This window comes from Paraburkholderia sp. GAS32, from assembly GCF_050434225.1.
In the GTDB taxonomy this organism is placed as follows: domain Bacteria; phylum Pseudomonadota; class Gammaproteobacteria; order Burkholderiales; family Burkholderiaceae; genus Paraburkholderia; species Paraburkholderia madseniana.
Map to the genome: position 1 here is coordinate 55,086 of NZ_JBNPVS010000001.1, position 15,446 is coordinate 70,531.

The window sequence follows — 15,446 nt, forward strand, 5'->3', positions numbered from 1 at the left end:
ACGGCGCTATTGTAATGCGGCGCACATGCGCCTTACCCCGTTTTACGGCCGCCGCGCGCCGAATCTGAACGGCTATGCGGGCTGACGCTCACTTAAACGCCTCGCCAGCCCTCCCGGTGAGCCGTCCTGTGAGCGCGGAGGCGGCCGCGGGCGGCCTGTCATGCAGCCCCGGGCGCCCAGTTGAGCCGACCGTCAGTCCCCGCCCCCTATTGCGGCATTTGCCCACTGACCGTAACGGACACCTTCAGATGCTCCTCCAGCCCGCCGATCCGCCGGCCGCGCACCGGCGCGGCAGCTTCGTAGTCGCGCGCCACGGCGAGCCGGCAGTAGATCTCACTGGCAAACGCGGCATGCGTGACGTCGACGGAAATCCAGCCCTTGCCATCGAGCCACACGTCGACCCATGCGTGGCTCGCGCCGTGGTCCGCCCCAAGGGGACTTCCTCCGGTGCTCACGTCGCCGGGTTCGATGTAGCCGCTCACGTAGCGCGCCGGGATGCCGCGCGCGCGGCAGCAGGCCAGCATCAGATGCGCATGGTCCTGGCACACGCCGTTGCCGAGCGCGAGCGCCTGGGCGGCCGTGCTGGTGACTTCGGTGATACCGGCGTTGTACTTCACGCGCTGCACGATCTGTTCGGACAACTCGATCAGATTGCTGGACGTCGCAAGACTCGGCACCGATGCGGCCAGCTCGCGGACTGCCGCATCGGCCTCGGTGAGACGCGTCGAGCAGGTGAAATGCTCGAGCGGAATCGGCCCGACCGCGTCGGGCAATTGGCCATCTTTCAGCGCAATCGTGTCCACTTCGCCCGCTACGTGCAGACGAATCTCGCTGTGCGGCTTGTTGATGACGAGCGTATGCAGCACATTGCCGTAGGCGTCGAAGGTGGCGTCGAGCTTGCCGGGCGCATCGATGCTCCAGCGCCGCACCACCTGCGAGGCGCCGCTTGCCGGCGTCAGACGCAGTTGCTGGATCGAATAATGGACAGTCGCTTCGTAGCGATAGGACGTGTCGTGGCGGATCGTCAGGTACATAAAAAGAACTCCGTCAGGCGACTGGCAACATCAGATAGGTACGCGCAACCAGATTGCCGAGCTCGAACACGCGAGCAAGGAACTGGGTCAGATAGGCGTGCAGGCCGGCTTCGAAAATCTGCCGGATGTCGGAATACACCAGCTCGGCGCGCAGCTTGCCGGCAAACCGTTCGCACTGGTTCGAGCCCGGCGTGCGCAGCATCGCCAGATTCGTGCAGACGCCTTCGAGCGAAGCGAGCAGCGAGCGCGGCATCTGCTGGTTCAGGATCATCAATTCGACCACTCGCGCCGGCGTGACGACATCGCGATACACCTTGCGATAAATCTCCAGCGCCGACACCGAACTGAGAATCGAGGTCCAGTAGTAAAAGTCTTCGAGCTGGCGGGCGGCATCGCGTGAATTCGGCTCGACGTCGGCGAAGCGCACGTCGAGAATCCGCGCGGTGTTGTCGGCGCGTTCGAGGAAGGTGCCGAGCTGCGTGAAGAAGAACGCATCGTCCTGCAACGCAGTGCCGATCGTCACGCCGCGTGACAGGTGCGAGCGGAACTTCACCCACTCGAACAGCGCGCCCGGATTGCTCACGGCCTGACCGGACTGGCTCCGTTCGTTGAATTCGAGCCAGGTGTCGTTGATGGTTTCCCACCATTCGGTCGTCAAGGTGCCGCGTACGGCGCGGGCGTTTTCGCGCGCGGCCTGCAAACACGAGTGAATGCTCGACGGATTGGTCGCATCGGCCACCATGAAATCGAGCACATGTTCGCGGGTCGGTTCGTCGTAGCGCTGCGCGAACGCGCTTTCGAGCTCGGAAATGCGCAGCACCGAGCGTTGCGCGCGCGCTTCCTGTTCGGGCGTTTGCGGCAACAGCAGCGCCTTCAGGTTGATGTCGAGCATGCGGGCGGTGTTCTCCGCGCGCTCCATGTAGCGGGCCATCCAGAAGAGGTGATCGGCGGTTCGGCTTAGCATGACGGCGTTCCGTATCTGATGACGCGAGACCCTGGTAAAAGTAAAAAGGCTCGCGCTGGTTATCCGTGTGCACCGGCGGCGGTTCGACTACTTCGCCGGCACGTTGGGTTGCGGGCGCGGTTGCATGAAATGCTGCAATAACTCCAGCATGAGCAACCGCATTGGCAACCGCGTCAGTCGACCATCCACGTATCTTTGGTCCCGCCTCCCTGCGACGAATTGACGACGAGGGAGCCCTCCTGCAACGCCACGCGCGTGAGACCACCTGCGCACATCGTCACGCTCTTGCCGGACAGCACGAACGGCCGCAAGTCGATATGGCGCGGCGCGATGCCGGATTCGACAAAGGTCGGACACGCCGACAACGCGAGCGTAGGCTGCGCGATATAACCCGCGGGCCGCGCAATCAGGCGCTCCCGGAACGATTCGATTTCGGCTTTCGTCGATGCCGGTCCCACCAGCATTCCGTAGCCGCCCGCGCCGTGCACTTCCTTCACGACCAGCTCGGGCAGATGCGCGAGCGTGTACGCGAGATCGTCAGGCTTGCGGCACTGGAACGTGGGTACGTTGTTGAGGATCGGCTTCTCGCCGAGGTAAAACTCGATCATTTCCGGCACGTACGGGTAGATCGATTTGTCGTCGGCGATACCGGTGCCCATGGCGTTCGCCAGCGCCACACGTCCGGCCCGATAGGCGGTCAACAGACCCGGCACGCCCAGCGCCGAATCGTTGCGGAAAGCGAGCGGATCGAGAAAATCGTCGTCGACGCGGCGATAGATCACGTCGACACGCTTCGGTCCCTGCGTGGTGCGCATGAACACATAGTTGTCGTCGACGAACAGATCCTTGCCTTCCACCAGTTCGACACCCATCTGCTGCGCAAGGAAGGTGTGCTCGAAGTACGCGGAGTTGTACATGCCCGGCGTGAGCACCACCACGACCGGATCGTCGACGCCTTCGGGCGCCACCGAGCGCAGGGTGTCGAGCAGCAGATCGGGATAATGCGCGACCGGCGCAATGCGGTTCTGCACGAACAGCTCGGGGAAAAGCCGCATCATCATCTTGCGGTTTTCCAACATATAGGACACGCCCGACGGCACCCGCAGGTTGTCTTCGAGCACGTAGAACTCGCCCTCGTCGCCTGCGCGCACCACGTCGACGCCGGCGATATGCGCGTAAACACCGAGCGGCACGTTGACGCCCTGCATTTCAGGCCGGTATTGCGCGTTGGTATAAACCTGTTCGGCCGGCACGATGCCGGCACGCACGATGTTGCGATCGTGATAGACGTCGTGGATAAACAGATTGAGCGCCTGCACCCGTTGGCGCAAACCGGCTTCCAGCGTCTGCCATTCGCTGCGCGGAATGATGCGCGGAATCAGATCGAAAGGGATCAGCCGCTCGGTGCCGGACAAATCGCCGTTCACCGCGAAGGTGATACCGACCCGGCGGAACAGCAGGTCGGCTTCCGCACGCTTGCGTGCGATCGCCTCATTGCCCTGCTTCACCAGCCACCGCTCAAAGCGCGCGTAGTGTGGCCGCACGGCATCGTCATGATGACGCATCTCGTCATAGCATCGCATGTCACGCCCCGCTCTTGTTGTCGGATAGAAGGCGAATGCGCTGCGCATTCGGTGTTCGACAATCGTTGAAGCAAGCGCTATGCCATTGAGCTTTTCGCGTGCCAAATACAGTGCATGCACGCCAACAGCGCATCCCGACCGGCATGGCCTCGCTGCCATCGTACTGCGGCGGCTCATGATGCGCTAGTACGGTGCATAAGCGGCACCTTGGCGGGCAGCGGCGAGTTCGCCAAACCACGGCAGGCGCGCATAAAAAATCCCCGCGGATTCGCATCCACGGGGATTCGGACAACTCGCACTGCGGGTCGGCTCAAACGTTAACCAAGGTTAAAAGCGCACGGTTAAAAACGCACCGTTAAACAACCACGCTCAAAAACCGCGGCAACGCATGAAGCACGATTAGCCTGCTGCTGCGTCTTTCAGCTTCTTCAGCGGACGTGCCTTGATGCGCACGCTAGCCGGCTTGGCCGGGAACCAACGCTCTTCGCCCGAGAACGGGTCTTTGCCGAAGCGCTTCTTCTTCGCCGGCACAGCTTGCACGACGATCTTCAGAAGACCCGACAGCGTGAATTCGCCAGCGCCCTTCTTGTGCACAGCGCCGAGGATCGTGTCTTCGAGCGCGGCCAGAACGGCCTTGGCGGTCTTCGGTTCCACAGCAGCGCGTTCAGCGACGTGTGCAGCCAGCGAGGCCTTCGTGAAGGTGTCCTTGATCGGCGACGGAGCGCTGGACGCCTTCACGGCGACCTTCTTAGCTGCGACGGCTTTCTTCGCAGGGACTTTCTTTGCAGCAACCTTCTTGGTCGGTACCGGGGCAGCAGCCTTCTTGGCCACCTTTTTTGCGGAAGTCGGCATGTTTCTCCTACCTGTAGTGGTCAGTAAATTGCACGAAGCGCACACGGTATGCGCACGCTTCAACGCCGGATTCTACAAGCGCTAATACGATTTGCGCGACTCTTTTGTGTATAACAGCGAAGGTTTGTTGCGCGGCGCAGACTGCGCAACACATTTTGATCCTTGTTTTAGCGGGTAAACGTGCGGCGGCGCGCGTCGGACCGGTCTGCAACACGAACACGTAACGTGCGTTACAAGCCATTTCGACGCCTGAATTGAGGCACTTTCGGCACCGGGCGATCGTCGACGGATAGCGACTCGATGGCGAAACCGTGACTCGCCGACGCGTTCGCCACGCCGATTCACGCGACGGAAAAAACACGCCCCCTGCAGCGAAAGTCTCCGCAAGGGGCGGCTAACATTGCTCTGCGACAGAAAATCGCAGGCCGTTTCAAGGATAGGCTTAAGTAATCTTCGAGCGTGTTTTGAGTCGTCAGCGGGCGAGCCGCGGCAGAATGTCGGCGAGCCTGGTAAGGGCCGCGTCGATATGTTCGACCGCAATGCTGCCGTAACCCAACATCAAACCGGGCTGCGGCTTCGCACGCTGATAAAACGGCGCGAGCCCATACAAACCGATCGACGCTTCACGCGCGGCGCTCACTAGCGCCTCCTCGGTCAACGGCGCCTTCAGCCACGTCGCCATATGGATGCCGGCGGTCGGCACAATCGGTTCGAACCACGGCGCGAGGTCGCCCTGCAAATGCTTCAGCAGCATCGCGCGGCGCGCCGCATAGGTCTTGTGCATGCGCCGCAGATGTTTGGCGAAGTCGCCGTTGAGCATGAAGGTCGCGAGCGCGGTTTGCGTGAGGGTGCAGCCGTGACAGTCGGCAATCTGTCGGGCCTTGAGAAGCGGGCCATAGAGGGAGGCCGGCGGCACCACGTAGCCGACCCGCAGTTCCGGAAAAATCGTCTTCGAAAACGTCCCCACGTATGCGACCAGACCGGCGCGGTCGAGACTCTTCAGCGGCTCCATCGGCCGGCCTTCGAAACGGTACTCGCAGTCGTAGTCGTCCTCGATGATCACGGCGCCGCGTTTCTGCGCCCATTCGAGCAACTCGACGCGCCGCTCCAGACTCATCGGCATGCCGAGCGGGAACTGATGCGAGGGCGTCACGTAGACGATCCGCGCCTTGTCCGGGAGCTTGCTCACGATCAGGCCTTCGGCGTCCACCGGCACCGGCACCACGCGTGCGCCCGTAGCCGTGAAGCACGCCTGTACCGGCGGATAGCCTGGGTCTTCGAGCGCCGCGATCTCGCCGGGCCGCAATGTGATGCGCGCGATCAGATCGAGCGCGTGCTGCGCGCCTTGCGTGACGATCACGTCGTCCCAGTTGCTCGTGACCGCGCGGTTGAACGCCAGGTAGCGCGAAATCGCGAGGCGCAATTCCTGTTCGCCGGCCACGTCGCGATACGTGCCTGGGCCGCGCGCCTGCACACGCAATGCGTGGTTCACGCAACGGCGCCAGACGTCGAAGGGGAACAGCGATTTGTCGGTCGCGCCGCCGACGAAATCGTGCGGCGAGGCCACCGTGGGCCGCGGCAATGGCAAAGTCTCGGGCATCTCTTCCCACAGCGGTTGGGCACGCGCTGCCGCTTTCGGCTTCGCCTTCGCCCGCTCGCGCGCCGACTCAACCGCCAGTGCATGCGACGAGCGCTCCGCCGGCAGACGCTCCAGACCATCGGCGACGAAGGTGCCCGAACCGGCGTGCGCGCTCAAATAGCCTTCAGAGAGCAAGCGTTCGAATGCTTCGAGTGTGGTCTTGCGCGAGACGCCCAATTGCGTGGCGAGATCGCGCGTGGACGGCAAACGCGTGCCGCCGGCGAGGCGCCCTTCGAGTATGCCGGCACGCAACTGCCGGTAGATCTGTCCGGACAGATCGTGACGCCCGTCGACCGCGATATGGATGTCCATCCGAGTGGCTACCTTAAATATCCGGGAAATGCTTATTCCGAAAGACCAATACCGACCGTAAGCTTACCTCCGTCGGCGCCATCGGAGCAGAAACGTACCGGACATTTACGACAAGGAACCGCGCATAAAACGCAAAATGGCGCGCCTCTGTAATACGAGGCGCGCCATCTTTGTTGCACTACCGGGAAGCGATTACTCCACCACTGCCCCATTCAATGCAGCCGCTTGCCGCGCGTTCTCACGCGCTTCATCGCCGCAACGCTGATGCTCACGCGAGAGCTTGCGCATCAGCGGCAACAGCAGCACGGCGATCAGCGCGCCCAACGCCGCAAGCCAACCCACGCCGTTAAACAACTTGGTGTACAGCGGCAGCGATTCGAGCGGATCGAGATTGCCCGCAGGCATTTGCGCGAAGTTCGCCACCACGCTGCCCAGATACTGCGAAACACCGGTCGCCACGAAGTAAGCACCCATCATGAAGCCGCTCATCCGCGCCGGCACGTAGCGCGCGATCATCGCGAGGCCGAGGCCGCTCACCAGCAATTCGCCGAGCGAATACAAACCGTAGCCGCCCACCATGAACCACGACGACACGCGGCCGTTCACCGCGTAGTTACCGCTCGCCGCATAGACGAAGAAGCCGGCCGCCACCACCGCGAAGCCGAACGCGTACTTCACCGCGACCGGCACGTCCTTGCCGCTCTTCGCGAGCTTCGTATAGAGCAGCGCGAGCACCGGGCTCAGCAACATGATCCAGATCGGATTGAGCGCCTGGAACTGCGCGGCGCTCCATGTGAACCACGTCTGGCCGAACAGAATGAAACGCGGATCGACGTTGCGCAGCGCGAACAGCGTGAGCGACGTCGACATCTGCACGTAGAACACGAAGAACAGGATCACCTGCGCGGTCAGGATCAGCGCCGCCACCAGGCCCGAGCGCTCTGAGCGTTCGCACTTCACCAGCATGTAGCCGAAGATCGCCAGAATCGCGACGCCCGCCGTGTACACGCAAGCCACCGCAATCGCCTTGTGCTGCAGCACGAACATCGTGACCGTGCCGAGCACGATACCGCCCAATGCAACCGCGCCGACGCGTTTCCAGCGGATCGGTTCGGCGTCCGGCGTGGAGCCGATATGCGCGAGCGTGCGGAACATGATGAAGTAATTCAGCACCGACAGCAGCATGCCGGCGCAGCAGACCGCGAATGCCGTATGCCAGCCCCAATGATCCTTGATCCACGGCGTCGCGAGCATCGACACCGTCGAGCCGATATTGACCGCCATGTAATAGATCGTGAATGCGCTGTCGATGCGCGCGTCGTCGCCTTCGTAGATGCGACGCACGAGATTCGCGGCGTTCGCCTTGAACAGCCCGTTGCCCACCACGATCACGCCGAGCGACGCGTACATGTAGCTCAATTGCTCATTAGGTAACGCCAGCATCAGATAGCCGGCTGCCAGCACGCCGGCGCCGAAGATCATCGTGCGGCGCGCGCCGAGAATCTTGTCGCCGATCCAGCCGCCGATCGACGGCGAGGCATACACCAGTGCCGTAAACGCGCCCCACGTGAGGGTGGCGTGGCTGTCGGTGAAGTTCAGCTTGTCGATCATGAACAGGACCAGCAGCGCGGCCATCCCGTAGTAGCCAAAGCGCTCCCACATCTCGATCAGAAAGACCGTCGAGAACGAACGGGTCTGCGAGACCGGTGCGCTGGCGGGATTGGACGAAGTCATCATGTACCTCATGTTCTTACGGTTGCAGCGGCGCGCGGACAGGCCACGCGGCGCGAAAAACTGGATCTGGGAAAACGGTCGGCGGAGCCCGCGCGACGCGGCACAGGCATTTGCATAGGCATGTGCGTAGCCAGCGGCACGCTCAGCTACGCGCTCATCTGCAAGCCAGGTTGCAAAGTGAGGCGCCTGTACCAGCAGAAAAACCAGGGAATGGGATGGAGGCCCGCCACGCGGGACGTCCCGAAGGAACTGCCCTTGGGGGACGCTGCGCCACATCGGGCTCGGGTTCCGGCAAGCGGAACGGGCTCAATGATAAAGCATTGTGGGGAACGGCTATCCGGCGAGCGGCAGATGACGGCCGCGCCGGGCGGCGGGCACACAGCCCACGGCGGGAAAAATCGGCAGTGATAGTCATGTCCTCATGCCGGCGAGCGTTCTGATGGAACGTGCCGGACAATGCTCCGCCGCGCAGGATCGCTGCGCGCGGAATAAAAAACAGCGGTTGGCGTCGCGTCTGATACAAACACGTGCGCCCATCCGCCAAGCGGGCCTGATTCTGCAAACAGAAACACGGTTCGTCACTCAGGGAATTCACTGATGCCACGCCAATTACCTGTTCTTACGCGCCATATTCCTTCATTCCCCAGTCGGGTGCGGCTGAAAATAGTCTTTGATGTCATGCCTTTAACGTCTCCTGATACTCAATTTGCATCAATGCCGACACCCATTGCATACAGCAGTCTTTACCGCATCCGCTTTCAGTTTCTCGCCGATTGCCGGTCAAAACGGCTGGCGCGGATTTCGGTTCTGGCAACATAGAGCGTTGTCTCGAAATTGCGGCCCCTTGCACGACCGAGCGCTGAACGGCCCGCCACCCCGGCCTGGACCGCAATCAAACCATATTTACTTATATCAAACAAATTTTGACGGGCTAATTTCCTCCTGCTATGGTCACGACAATTCAAAAGAACAACCCGGCACTCGAACTTGGGAGCAAGATCCGCGCGCTGCGGCAACGGCTGAAGCGCACGCTGGATGAAACGGCAACAGCGGCGGGGATTTCCAAACCGTTTTTGTCGCAAGTCGAACGCGGTCTGGCGTCACCGTCCATCACTTCGCTGGCCGGGATTGCCCACGCACTCGGGGTGACGGTGCAGTATTTCGTCGACACGCCAAGCGAAGAACGCTCGATGTGCCGCGGCGATCAGTTGAAGTTTTTCGGTTTTGCAGACTCAGCCAATCTGTTTGCACGGTTGACTAATCTGACGGGCGGCCGTCAGCTCGAAGCGATCCTCGTGAGGATGCCGCCCGGGCAGAAACGCTCGGAAGTCACCACGCATGCCGGTGAAGAGTTTATGTATGTGATCAGCGGCGAAGTGTCGTTGACGCTGGAAGGTAAGACGTTCGTGCTGCACGCGGGAGACAGCGCGCATTACGAATCGACGGTGCCTCATAGCTGGGCGAATACCGCGCGTATCGAGACGGTGGTCGTCTGGGTGGGTACACCGAGACTGTTTTAAAAAGCAGGCACCTTTTCCGGTTGATCCGGCCAGGGTTTGCCTGCATTACGAAATGTAAGGAATCCTGCATGTCGCGCAACCAACACGGGCAACAAGGGCCGCCCTGCCCCGAGCACCGCAGATAACCGGGCGCCCTGGCGCCAGCGCGTTCTTCTCTCGACCTTTCCTGCGACCTCAACCGATGAAAACCCCGTTTGCTTACGCGACGGCGCTGACCGCGCTCGTCCTTACGATTCAGCCCTCCGCCTTCGCCGTCAACGTGCCCGCAGGTGTCACCCTCGCAGCCAGCCAGGAAATGACCCGCCAGGTGCCGTCCGAAACCGAATCGCTCGACCCCGCGCATATCGAATCCTGGACCGGCGACACGATCGCGCTCGACATGTTCGAAGGTCTGACGCGCATCGACGCGGCTGGCGCGATCGTGCCGGGCGTCGCGCAATCGTGGACGCGCACCGGGCCGACTACGTGGGTGTTCAAGCTGCGCCACGACGCGCGCTGGAGCAATGGCCAGCCGGTCACGGCGGCTGACTTCATCTATGCATGGCAACGCGTGCTCGATCCGAAAACCGGTTCGAAATACACCGTGCTGGTCGAATTCGTGAAGAACGCCAAGGCGATCCTCGCCGGCAAGGCGCCGCTGACGAGCCTCGCCGCACGTGCCGTCGATCCGTACACGCTCGAAGTCACCACCGAAGTGCCGGCCGCCTTCTTCCCGCAACTGACCGCCATGCCGGCCATGGCCCCGGTCAATCGTGAAACCGTGACCAAATTCGGCGGCGACTGGACTCGTCCGGGCAACTTCGTCGGTAACGGCCCGTATGTGCTGACCGACTGGCAGCCGAGCAACCGGCTGGTGGCGTCCAAAAGCAGTACGTACTGGAACGCCAGCAAGGTCGTGATCACGAAAGTGACCTATCTGCCGATCGAAAACGACGAAACGGCGATGCGCATGTATCAGGCCGGCCAGTTCGACTACACGTATTCGATTCCGTCGGGCATCTATGCGCAGGTCAGCAAACAGTTCGGCTCCGAACTGAAAACCGGCCTGCAGATCGCCACCTACTACTACAGCCTGAACAACGAAGACCCGGCATTCAAGGACAAGCGCGTGCGCCAGGCGCTGGCGATGGTGCTGGATCGCGACCTGCTGACCAAGCGTATAACGGCCGACGGCGAGGTGTCGATGTACGGCCTGATCGCCAAGGGCACGGAAGGCTCGAACGTCTTCACGCCTGACTGGGCAAACTGGCCGATGGCCAAGCGCGTCGATTACGCGCGCAATCTGTTGAAGGCCGCAGGCTATTCGGACGCGAAGCCGCTGACGTTCACCCTCACCTACAACACCAACGACCTGCACAAGAAGGTCGCGCTGTTTGCCACCTCGGAATGGCGCACCAAGCTCGGCGTGACCGCCAAGCTCGAAAACGTCGAATACAAGGTCCTGCTCAAGCAACGCCACGACGGCAAGGTGCAGGCCTCGCGCGACGGCTGGTTCGTCGATTACAACGACGCCAACTCGTTTTTCGATCTGATACGCTGCAACAGCGTGCAGAACGATCAGCGCTACTGCAACCCGCAAGTCGACAAACTGGTCGATGAAGGCAACCTGCAGCTCGACGACGCGAAGCGCACTGCCCTGCTCACGCAGGCGCACGATCTGGCCATGAACGACTACCCGCTGGTATCGCTCTTCCAGTACTCGGCGGACCGGCTGGTCAAGTCGTATGTCGGCGGCTACACGTCGACCAATTACGTCGACCAGCGCGCCACGCAAGACATGTATCTGATCAAGCACTAAGCGCGGGAGCACCGTCATGCTGGCCTATACGCTGCGCCGCACGCTCTGGGCGATCCCGACGATTCTCGCCGTGATCACCGCGTGCTATCTGCTGCTGCACCTCACCCCCGGCGGGCCGTTCGACACGGAGAAACACCTGTCGGCGGCCGTGCTCGCGAACCTCAACGCCAAGTATCACCTCGACGAACCGTTGTGGCTGCAGTACCTCCACTACCTGGGCTCGCTGCTGCACGGCGACCTCGGCCCGTCGTTCCGCTACGCCGACTGGAGCGTCAACGATCTCGTGTGGAAGGCGTTGCCGGTGAGTCTCGGCGTCGGCGGCGTATCGGTGCCGATCGCACTGGTGATCGGCGTCGCGCTCGGCACGCTGGCCGCGGTGCGGCGTGACCGCTTCGTCGATCACTTCGTGATGGTGCTCGGCAATATCGGCAACGTGGTGCCGCCGTTCGTGCTCGGGCCGGTGCTGGTGTGGATCTTCGCGATCCTGCTGAAGACTTCCGAAGGCCACGGCTGGCTGCCGGCCGGCGGCTGGGGCGAAGGCGAGTGGCGCTATCGCGTGCTGCCGATCGTGCTGCTCGTCATCATCAACGTTGCCGGGATCGCGCGCGTGATGCGCGGCAGCATGATCGAAGTGCTGTCGGGTAACTTCATCCGCACTGCGCGCGCCAAGGGCCTGCCGGGCCGCACGATCGTGTTGCGCCATGCGATGAAGCCCGCGCTGATGCCGGTCGTGTCGCTGCTCGGCTCGATCTGCATCTCGTCGATCACCGCGGCCGTGGTCACCGAATCGGTGTTCGCGCTGCCGGGTCTCGGCCAGCTGGTCGTCAACGGCGCGATCAATCGCGACTACACCCTCGTGCTCGGCCTCGTCGTGCTGACGACCGCCGTCGCCGTGCTGTTCAATCTGCTGGTCGACCTCGCGTATGCATGGCTCGATCCGCGCATCCGGTACTGATCCATGGCCCGCTCATTTCAAACGACTGCCGCGGCGCTCGATCCGCTCGCGGCCATTGCCAACGCGCCGCGTTCGCGCGGCCCGCTCGCCACCGCTGCCGCGCGCTTCGTGCGCAACCGCGCGGCGTTCGCCGGCTTTGTCGTCTTGCTGCTGATCGTGATTGCCTGCGTGGCCGGTCCGTGGTTCCTGCCGAATAATCCGATCGATAGCGACTGGAGCGCGATCAGCCTCGCGCCCACGCTGCAAAACATGCACTGGTTCGGCACCGACGAACTCGGCCGCGACCTGCTCGCGCGCACGCTGCAAGGCGGTCGCGTGTCGCTCGAAGTCGGCTTGCTCGGCACACTGGTGTCGGGACTGATCGGCGTGGCGTATGGCGCCACCGCCGGCTATCTGGGTGGCCGCGTCGACGCGGTGATGATGCGTATCGTCGACATGATGTACGCGATCCCCTACATGCTGATCGCCATCCTGATGATGACGCTGTTCGGCCGCGCGTTCTATCTGGTCGTCCTCACCATCAGCGCGTTTTCGTGGCTCGACATGGCGCGCGTGGTGCGCGGTCAGACGCTGTCGCTGCGCTCGCGCGAATTCATCGACGCCGCCCGTGCGATCGGCGTGAGTTCGCGTTCGATCATCGCGCGCCACATCGTGCCGAATCTGTTCGGCGTGGTGGTGGTGTACGCGAGCGTGACGGTACCGAATATCGTGCTGACCGAATCGGTACTGTCGTTCCTCGGCCTCGGGGTGCAGGAACCCATGACGAGCTGGGGCGTGCTGATCCAGGACGGCGCGCAGAAACTCGATTCGATGCCCTGGCTGCTGCTGTGCCCGGCCGTGATGTTGTGCATCACCCTGTATTCCGTGAATTTCGTCGGCGATGGTCTGCGCGACGCGTTCGACCCGAAGGACCGCTGACATGCCGCTACTCGAAGTCAAAGACCTGAGCGTGCGCTTCACGCGCCGCGAGGGCGCACCCGTCGACGCGGTGCAGCGCGTATCGTTTTCGCTCGAAGCGGGCCGCACGCTTGGCATCGTCGGTGAATCGGGTTCGGGCAAAAGCCAGACGGTGATGGCGCTGCTCGGCCTGCTGGCCGGCAACGGCAAGGTGTCCGGTGCCGCGACCTATCGCGGCGAAAACCTGCTGACGATGAACGAGGCCGAGTTAAACAAGATTCGCGGCGACCGCATCGGCATGATCTTCCAGGACCCGATGACCTCGCTCAATCCGTTCCTGACAATCGAACGGCAGATGACCGAGACGCTGCAACTGCATCGCAAGATGTCGCGCCGCGAAGCGCGCCGCCGCGCCATCGAAACGCTCGAAACGGTGCGTATTCCCGATGCCGCACGGCGCATCAATATGTATCCGCACGAGTTCTCCGGCGGCATGCGGCAACGCGTGATGATCGCCATGGCTCTCCTCTCCGAGCCGGAAATCCTGATCGCCGACGAGCCGACCACCGCGCTCGACGTGACCGTGCAGGCGCAGATCATCGAACTGCTGCGCGAACTGAACCGCGAACGTGGCACCGCGATCATTCTGATCACGCACGACATGGGCGTCGTGGCCGGTTTGTGCGACGACGTGATGGTGATGTACGCCGGCCAAACCGTCGAGCAGGCGAACGCCGCCACGCTGTTCGCCGCACCGACGCATCCGTACACAATCGGTCTCCTGAACGCACTGCCGCGCCTGACCGACGACGATGACCGTCCGCTGCAAACCATTCCCGGCAACCCGCCGTTACCCGGCGAAGTCGGCGAAGGCTGCGCATTCGCACCGCGCTGCACGTATTGCTCCGACCGGTGCCGCGAGTCGCGGCCTGCGCTTATCGCGTCGCCTACGGCTGTCGATGCGTTGCGCGCGTGCCACCGGCCGGTGCAGGAAATCATGGAGGTACAACACGTATGAACGCCACTTCCATTGCAAGCCAGGGCCAAAGTCCGGCAACGCTGTTGTCAGTCGACGATCTCAAGGTGCAGTTCGGCGTGCCGCGCGGCGGCTTTCCATGGTCAGGCAAAGCGACGCTGCGCGCGGTGGACGGCGTGTCGTTCAGCGTGCGGCGCGGCGAAACCGTAGGACTCGTCGGCGAATCGGGCTGCGGCAAGTCCACACTCGCGCGCGCCATCATCGGGCTCGCACCGGTGGCGAGCGGCAGCGTGCGCTGGCTCGACAAGGAAACCGTACTGACGGGCGCGCAGCGCGATACCTCGCGCTTGCGCCGCGACGTGCAGATGATTTTCCAGGACCCGCTCGCCTCGCTCGATCCGCGCATGACGATCGAACAGATCGTCGCCGAACCCTTGCGCACGCATGGCCAGGACATTGCCCGCGCCGACGTGCAACGGCGCGTTCTGACCATGCTCGAACGCGTCGGTCTCAACGCGCAGCATCTGCGCCGCTATCCGCATGAGTTTTCCGGCGGCCAGTGTCAGCGCGTCGGGATTGCGCGCGCGTTGATCGGCGAACCGCAACTGGTAATCTGCGACGAGCCGGTGTCGGCGCTCGACGTCTCGATCCAGGCGCAAATCGTCAACCTGTTGCGCGATCTGCAGCGCGAGTTGTCGCTGTCACTGCTGTTCGTCGCGCACGATCTCGCCGTCGTCAAGGCGATCAGCCACCGCGTGCTGGTGATGTATCTGGGTCGTGTGATGGAGTTCGGCGACAAGCGCGACGTATATGGCACGCCGCGTCATCCGTACACGCGTGCGTTGCTGTCGGCCGTGCCGGTGCCCGATCCGGTGGTTGAACGCGCCCGCCGTCATCTGCTGTTGCGCGGCGAGATTGCGTCGCCGCTCAGCCCACCCTCCGGCTGCGCGTTTCGCACGCGCTGCCCGGATGCGATCGAGGCCTGCGCCAGCGAGATTCCACAGGCTGTCACGCATGGTGCGAGCGCGACACGCGTCGCGTGCATTCGCGTGAACGACGCCCCCATAGCAGTCCCCTTGGGGCATCGCTAAAGAGATCAGTCTGAAAATTTAAACCGTATTCCCCGGCGCGGCGGGCCGCCGCGCCGTTGGATTCGTTCGTCCTGCCATCAGCGGGACAAAC

Annotated in this window: 12 protein-coding genes; 6 read left to right on the forward strand and 6 right to left on the reverse strand. The window is 62.8% G+C overall.

Annotated elements, in window-relative coordinates; genetic code table 11:
* Positions 1 to 206 precede the first annotated feature (206 nt).
* The 6 genes from P3T25_RS00270 to P3T25_RS00295 form a co-directional block, all read right to left on the reverse strand.
* Positions 207 to 1,034: a transglutaminase family protein gene (locus P3T25_RS00270; protein WP_429357217.1), complete on the reverse strand. Its 828-nt coding sequence runs from the start codon at positions 1,032 to 1,034 to the stop codon at positions 207 to 209.
* 13 nt (positions 1,035 to 1,047) lie between these two features.
* Complete coding sequence (locus tag P3T25_RS00275) at positions 1,048 to 1,998, reverse strand: alpha-E domain-containing protein (protein ID WP_154562912.1); 951 nt, start codon at positions 1,996 to 1,998, stop codon at positions 1,048 to 1,050.
* Positions 1,999 to 2,171: 173 nt separating this feature from the next.
* Positions 2,172 to 3,581, reverse strand: a complete 1,410-nt coding sequence (locus tag P3T25_RS00280) for a circularly permuted type 2 ATP-grasp protein (RefSeq protein ID WP_154562910.1) — start codon at positions 3,579 to 3,581, stop codon at positions 2,172 to 2,174.
* A gap of 399 nt (positions 3,582 to 3,980) precedes the next feature.
* Positions 3,981 to 4,433, reverse strand: a complete 453-nt coding sequence (locus tag P3T25_RS00285) for an HU family DNA-binding protein (protein WP_007177969.1) — start codon at positions 4,431 to 4,433, stop codon at positions 3,981 to 3,983.
* Between the two features lie 472 nt (positions 4,434 to 4,905).
* A complete protein-coding gene (locus tag P3T25_RS00290; RefSeq protein ID WP_266256888.1) occupies positions 4,906 to 6,384 on the reverse strand; it encodes a PLP-dependent aminotransferase family protein in 1,479 nt (492 codons plus the stop codon).
* Between the two features lie 192 nt (positions 6,385 to 6,576).
* A complete protein-coding gene (locus tag P3T25_RS00295; protein WP_429357345.1) occupies positions 6,577 to 8,118 on the reverse strand; it encodes a peptide MFS transporter in 1,542 nt (513 codons plus the stop codon).
* A 947-nt stretch (positions 8,119 to 9,065) separates the two neighbouring features.
* Here P3T25_RS00295 and P3T25_RS00300 point away from each other — a divergent pair.
* The 6 genes from P3T25_RS00300 (at position 9,066) to P3T25_RS00325 (ending at position 15,355) form a co-directional block, all read left to right on the forward strand.
* Complete coding sequence (locus P3T25_RS00300; protein ID WP_154562906.1) at positions 9,066 to 9,638, forward strand: cupin domain-containing protein; 573 nt, start codon at positions 9,066 to 9,068, stop codon at positions 9,636 to 9,638.
* Between the two features lie 181 nt (positions 9,639 to 9,819).
* Positions 9,820 to 11,436 (forward strand): peptide ABC transporter substrate-binding protein, encoded by a 1,617-nt coding sequence (locus P3T25_RS00305; protein ID WP_429357218.1) that lies wholly within the window; start codon positions 9,820 to 9,822, stop codon positions 11,434 to 11,436.
* A 16-nt stretch (positions 11,437 to 11,452) separates the two neighbouring features.
* Positions 11,453 to 12,391, forward strand: a complete 939-nt coding sequence (locus tag P3T25_RS00310; protein ID WP_054040391.1) for an ABC transporter permease subunit — start codon at positions 11,453 to 11,455, stop codon at positions 12,389 to 12,391.
* 3 nt (positions 12,392 to 12,394) lie between these two features.
* Positions 12,395 to 13,309 (forward strand): ABC transporter permease, encoded by a 915-nt coding sequence (locus P3T25_RS00315; protein ID WP_154562902.1) that lies wholly within the window; start codon positions 12,395 to 12,397, stop codon positions 13,307 to 13,309.
* Between the two features lies 1 nt (position 13,310).
* Positions 13,311 to 14,306, forward strand: coding sequence for an ABC transporter ATP-binding protein (locus tag P3T25_RS00320; RefSeq protein ID WP_429357219.1), 996 nt, complete (start codon positions 13,311 to 13,313; stop codon positions 14,304 to 14,306).
* A complete protein-coding gene (locus P3T25_RS00325; RefSeq protein WP_429357220.1) occupies positions 14,303 to 15,355 on the forward strand; it encodes an ABC transporter ATP-binding protein in 1,053 nt (350 codons plus the stop codon). The genes P3T25_RS00320 and P3T25_RS00325 overlap by 4 nt, the downstream gene beginning before the upstream one ends.
* Positions 15,356 to 15,446: the final 91 nt, after the last annotated feature.

Excerpts from the sequence above, each read along its gene's own strand:
- P3T25_RS00310 (WP_054040391.1), top strand. The coding sequence starts at position 11,453 with ATGCTGGCCTATACGCTGCGCCGCACGCTCTGGGCGATCCCGACGATT.
- P3T25_RS00295 (WP_429357345.1), bottom strand. The coding sequence starts at position 8,118 with ATGACTTCGTCCAATCCCGCCAGCGCACCGGTCTCGCAGACCCGTTCG.
- P3T25_RS00300 (WP_154562906.1), top strand. The coding sequence starts at position 9,066 with ATGGTCACGACAATTCAAAAGAACAACCCGGCACTCGAACTTGGGAGC.
- P3T25_RS00285 (WP_007177969.1), bottom strand. The coding sequence starts at position 4,433 with ATGCCGACTTCCGCAAAAAAGGTGGCCAAGAAGGCTGCTGCCCCGGTA.
- P3T25_RS00325 (WP_429357220.1), top strand. The coding sequence starts at position 14,303 with ATGAACGCCACTTCCATTGCAAGCCAGGGCCAAAGTCCGGCAACGCTG.
- P3T25_RS00275 (WP_154562912.1), bottom strand. The coding sequence starts at position 1,998 with ATGCTAAGCCGAACCGCCGATCACCTCTTCTGGATGGCCCGCTACATG.
- P3T25_RS00280 (WP_154562910.1), bottom strand. The coding sequence starts at position 3,581 with ATGCGATGCTATGACGAGATGCGTCATCATGACGATGCCGTGCGGCCA.
- P3T25_RS00315 (WP_154562902.1), top strand. The coding sequence starts at position 12,395 with ATGGCCCGCTCATTTCAAACGACTGCCGCGGCGCTCGATCCGCTCGCG.
- P3T25_RS00270 (WP_429357217.1), bottom strand. The coding sequence starts at position 1,034 with ATGTACCTGACGATCCGCCACGACACGTCCTATCGCTACGAAGCGACT.
- P3T25_RS00290 (WP_266256888.1), bottom strand. The coding sequence starts at position 6,384 with ATGGACATCCATATCGCGGTCGACGGGCGTCACGATCTGTCCGGACAG.
- P3T25_RS00320 (WP_429357219.1), top strand. The coding sequence starts at position 13,311 with ATGCCGCTACTCGAAGTCAAAGACCTGAGCGTGCGCTTCACGCGCCGC.
- P3T25_RS00305 (WP_429357218.1), top strand. The coding sequence starts at position 9,820 with ATGAAAACCCCGTTTGCTTACGCGACGGCGCTGACCGCGCTCGTCCTT.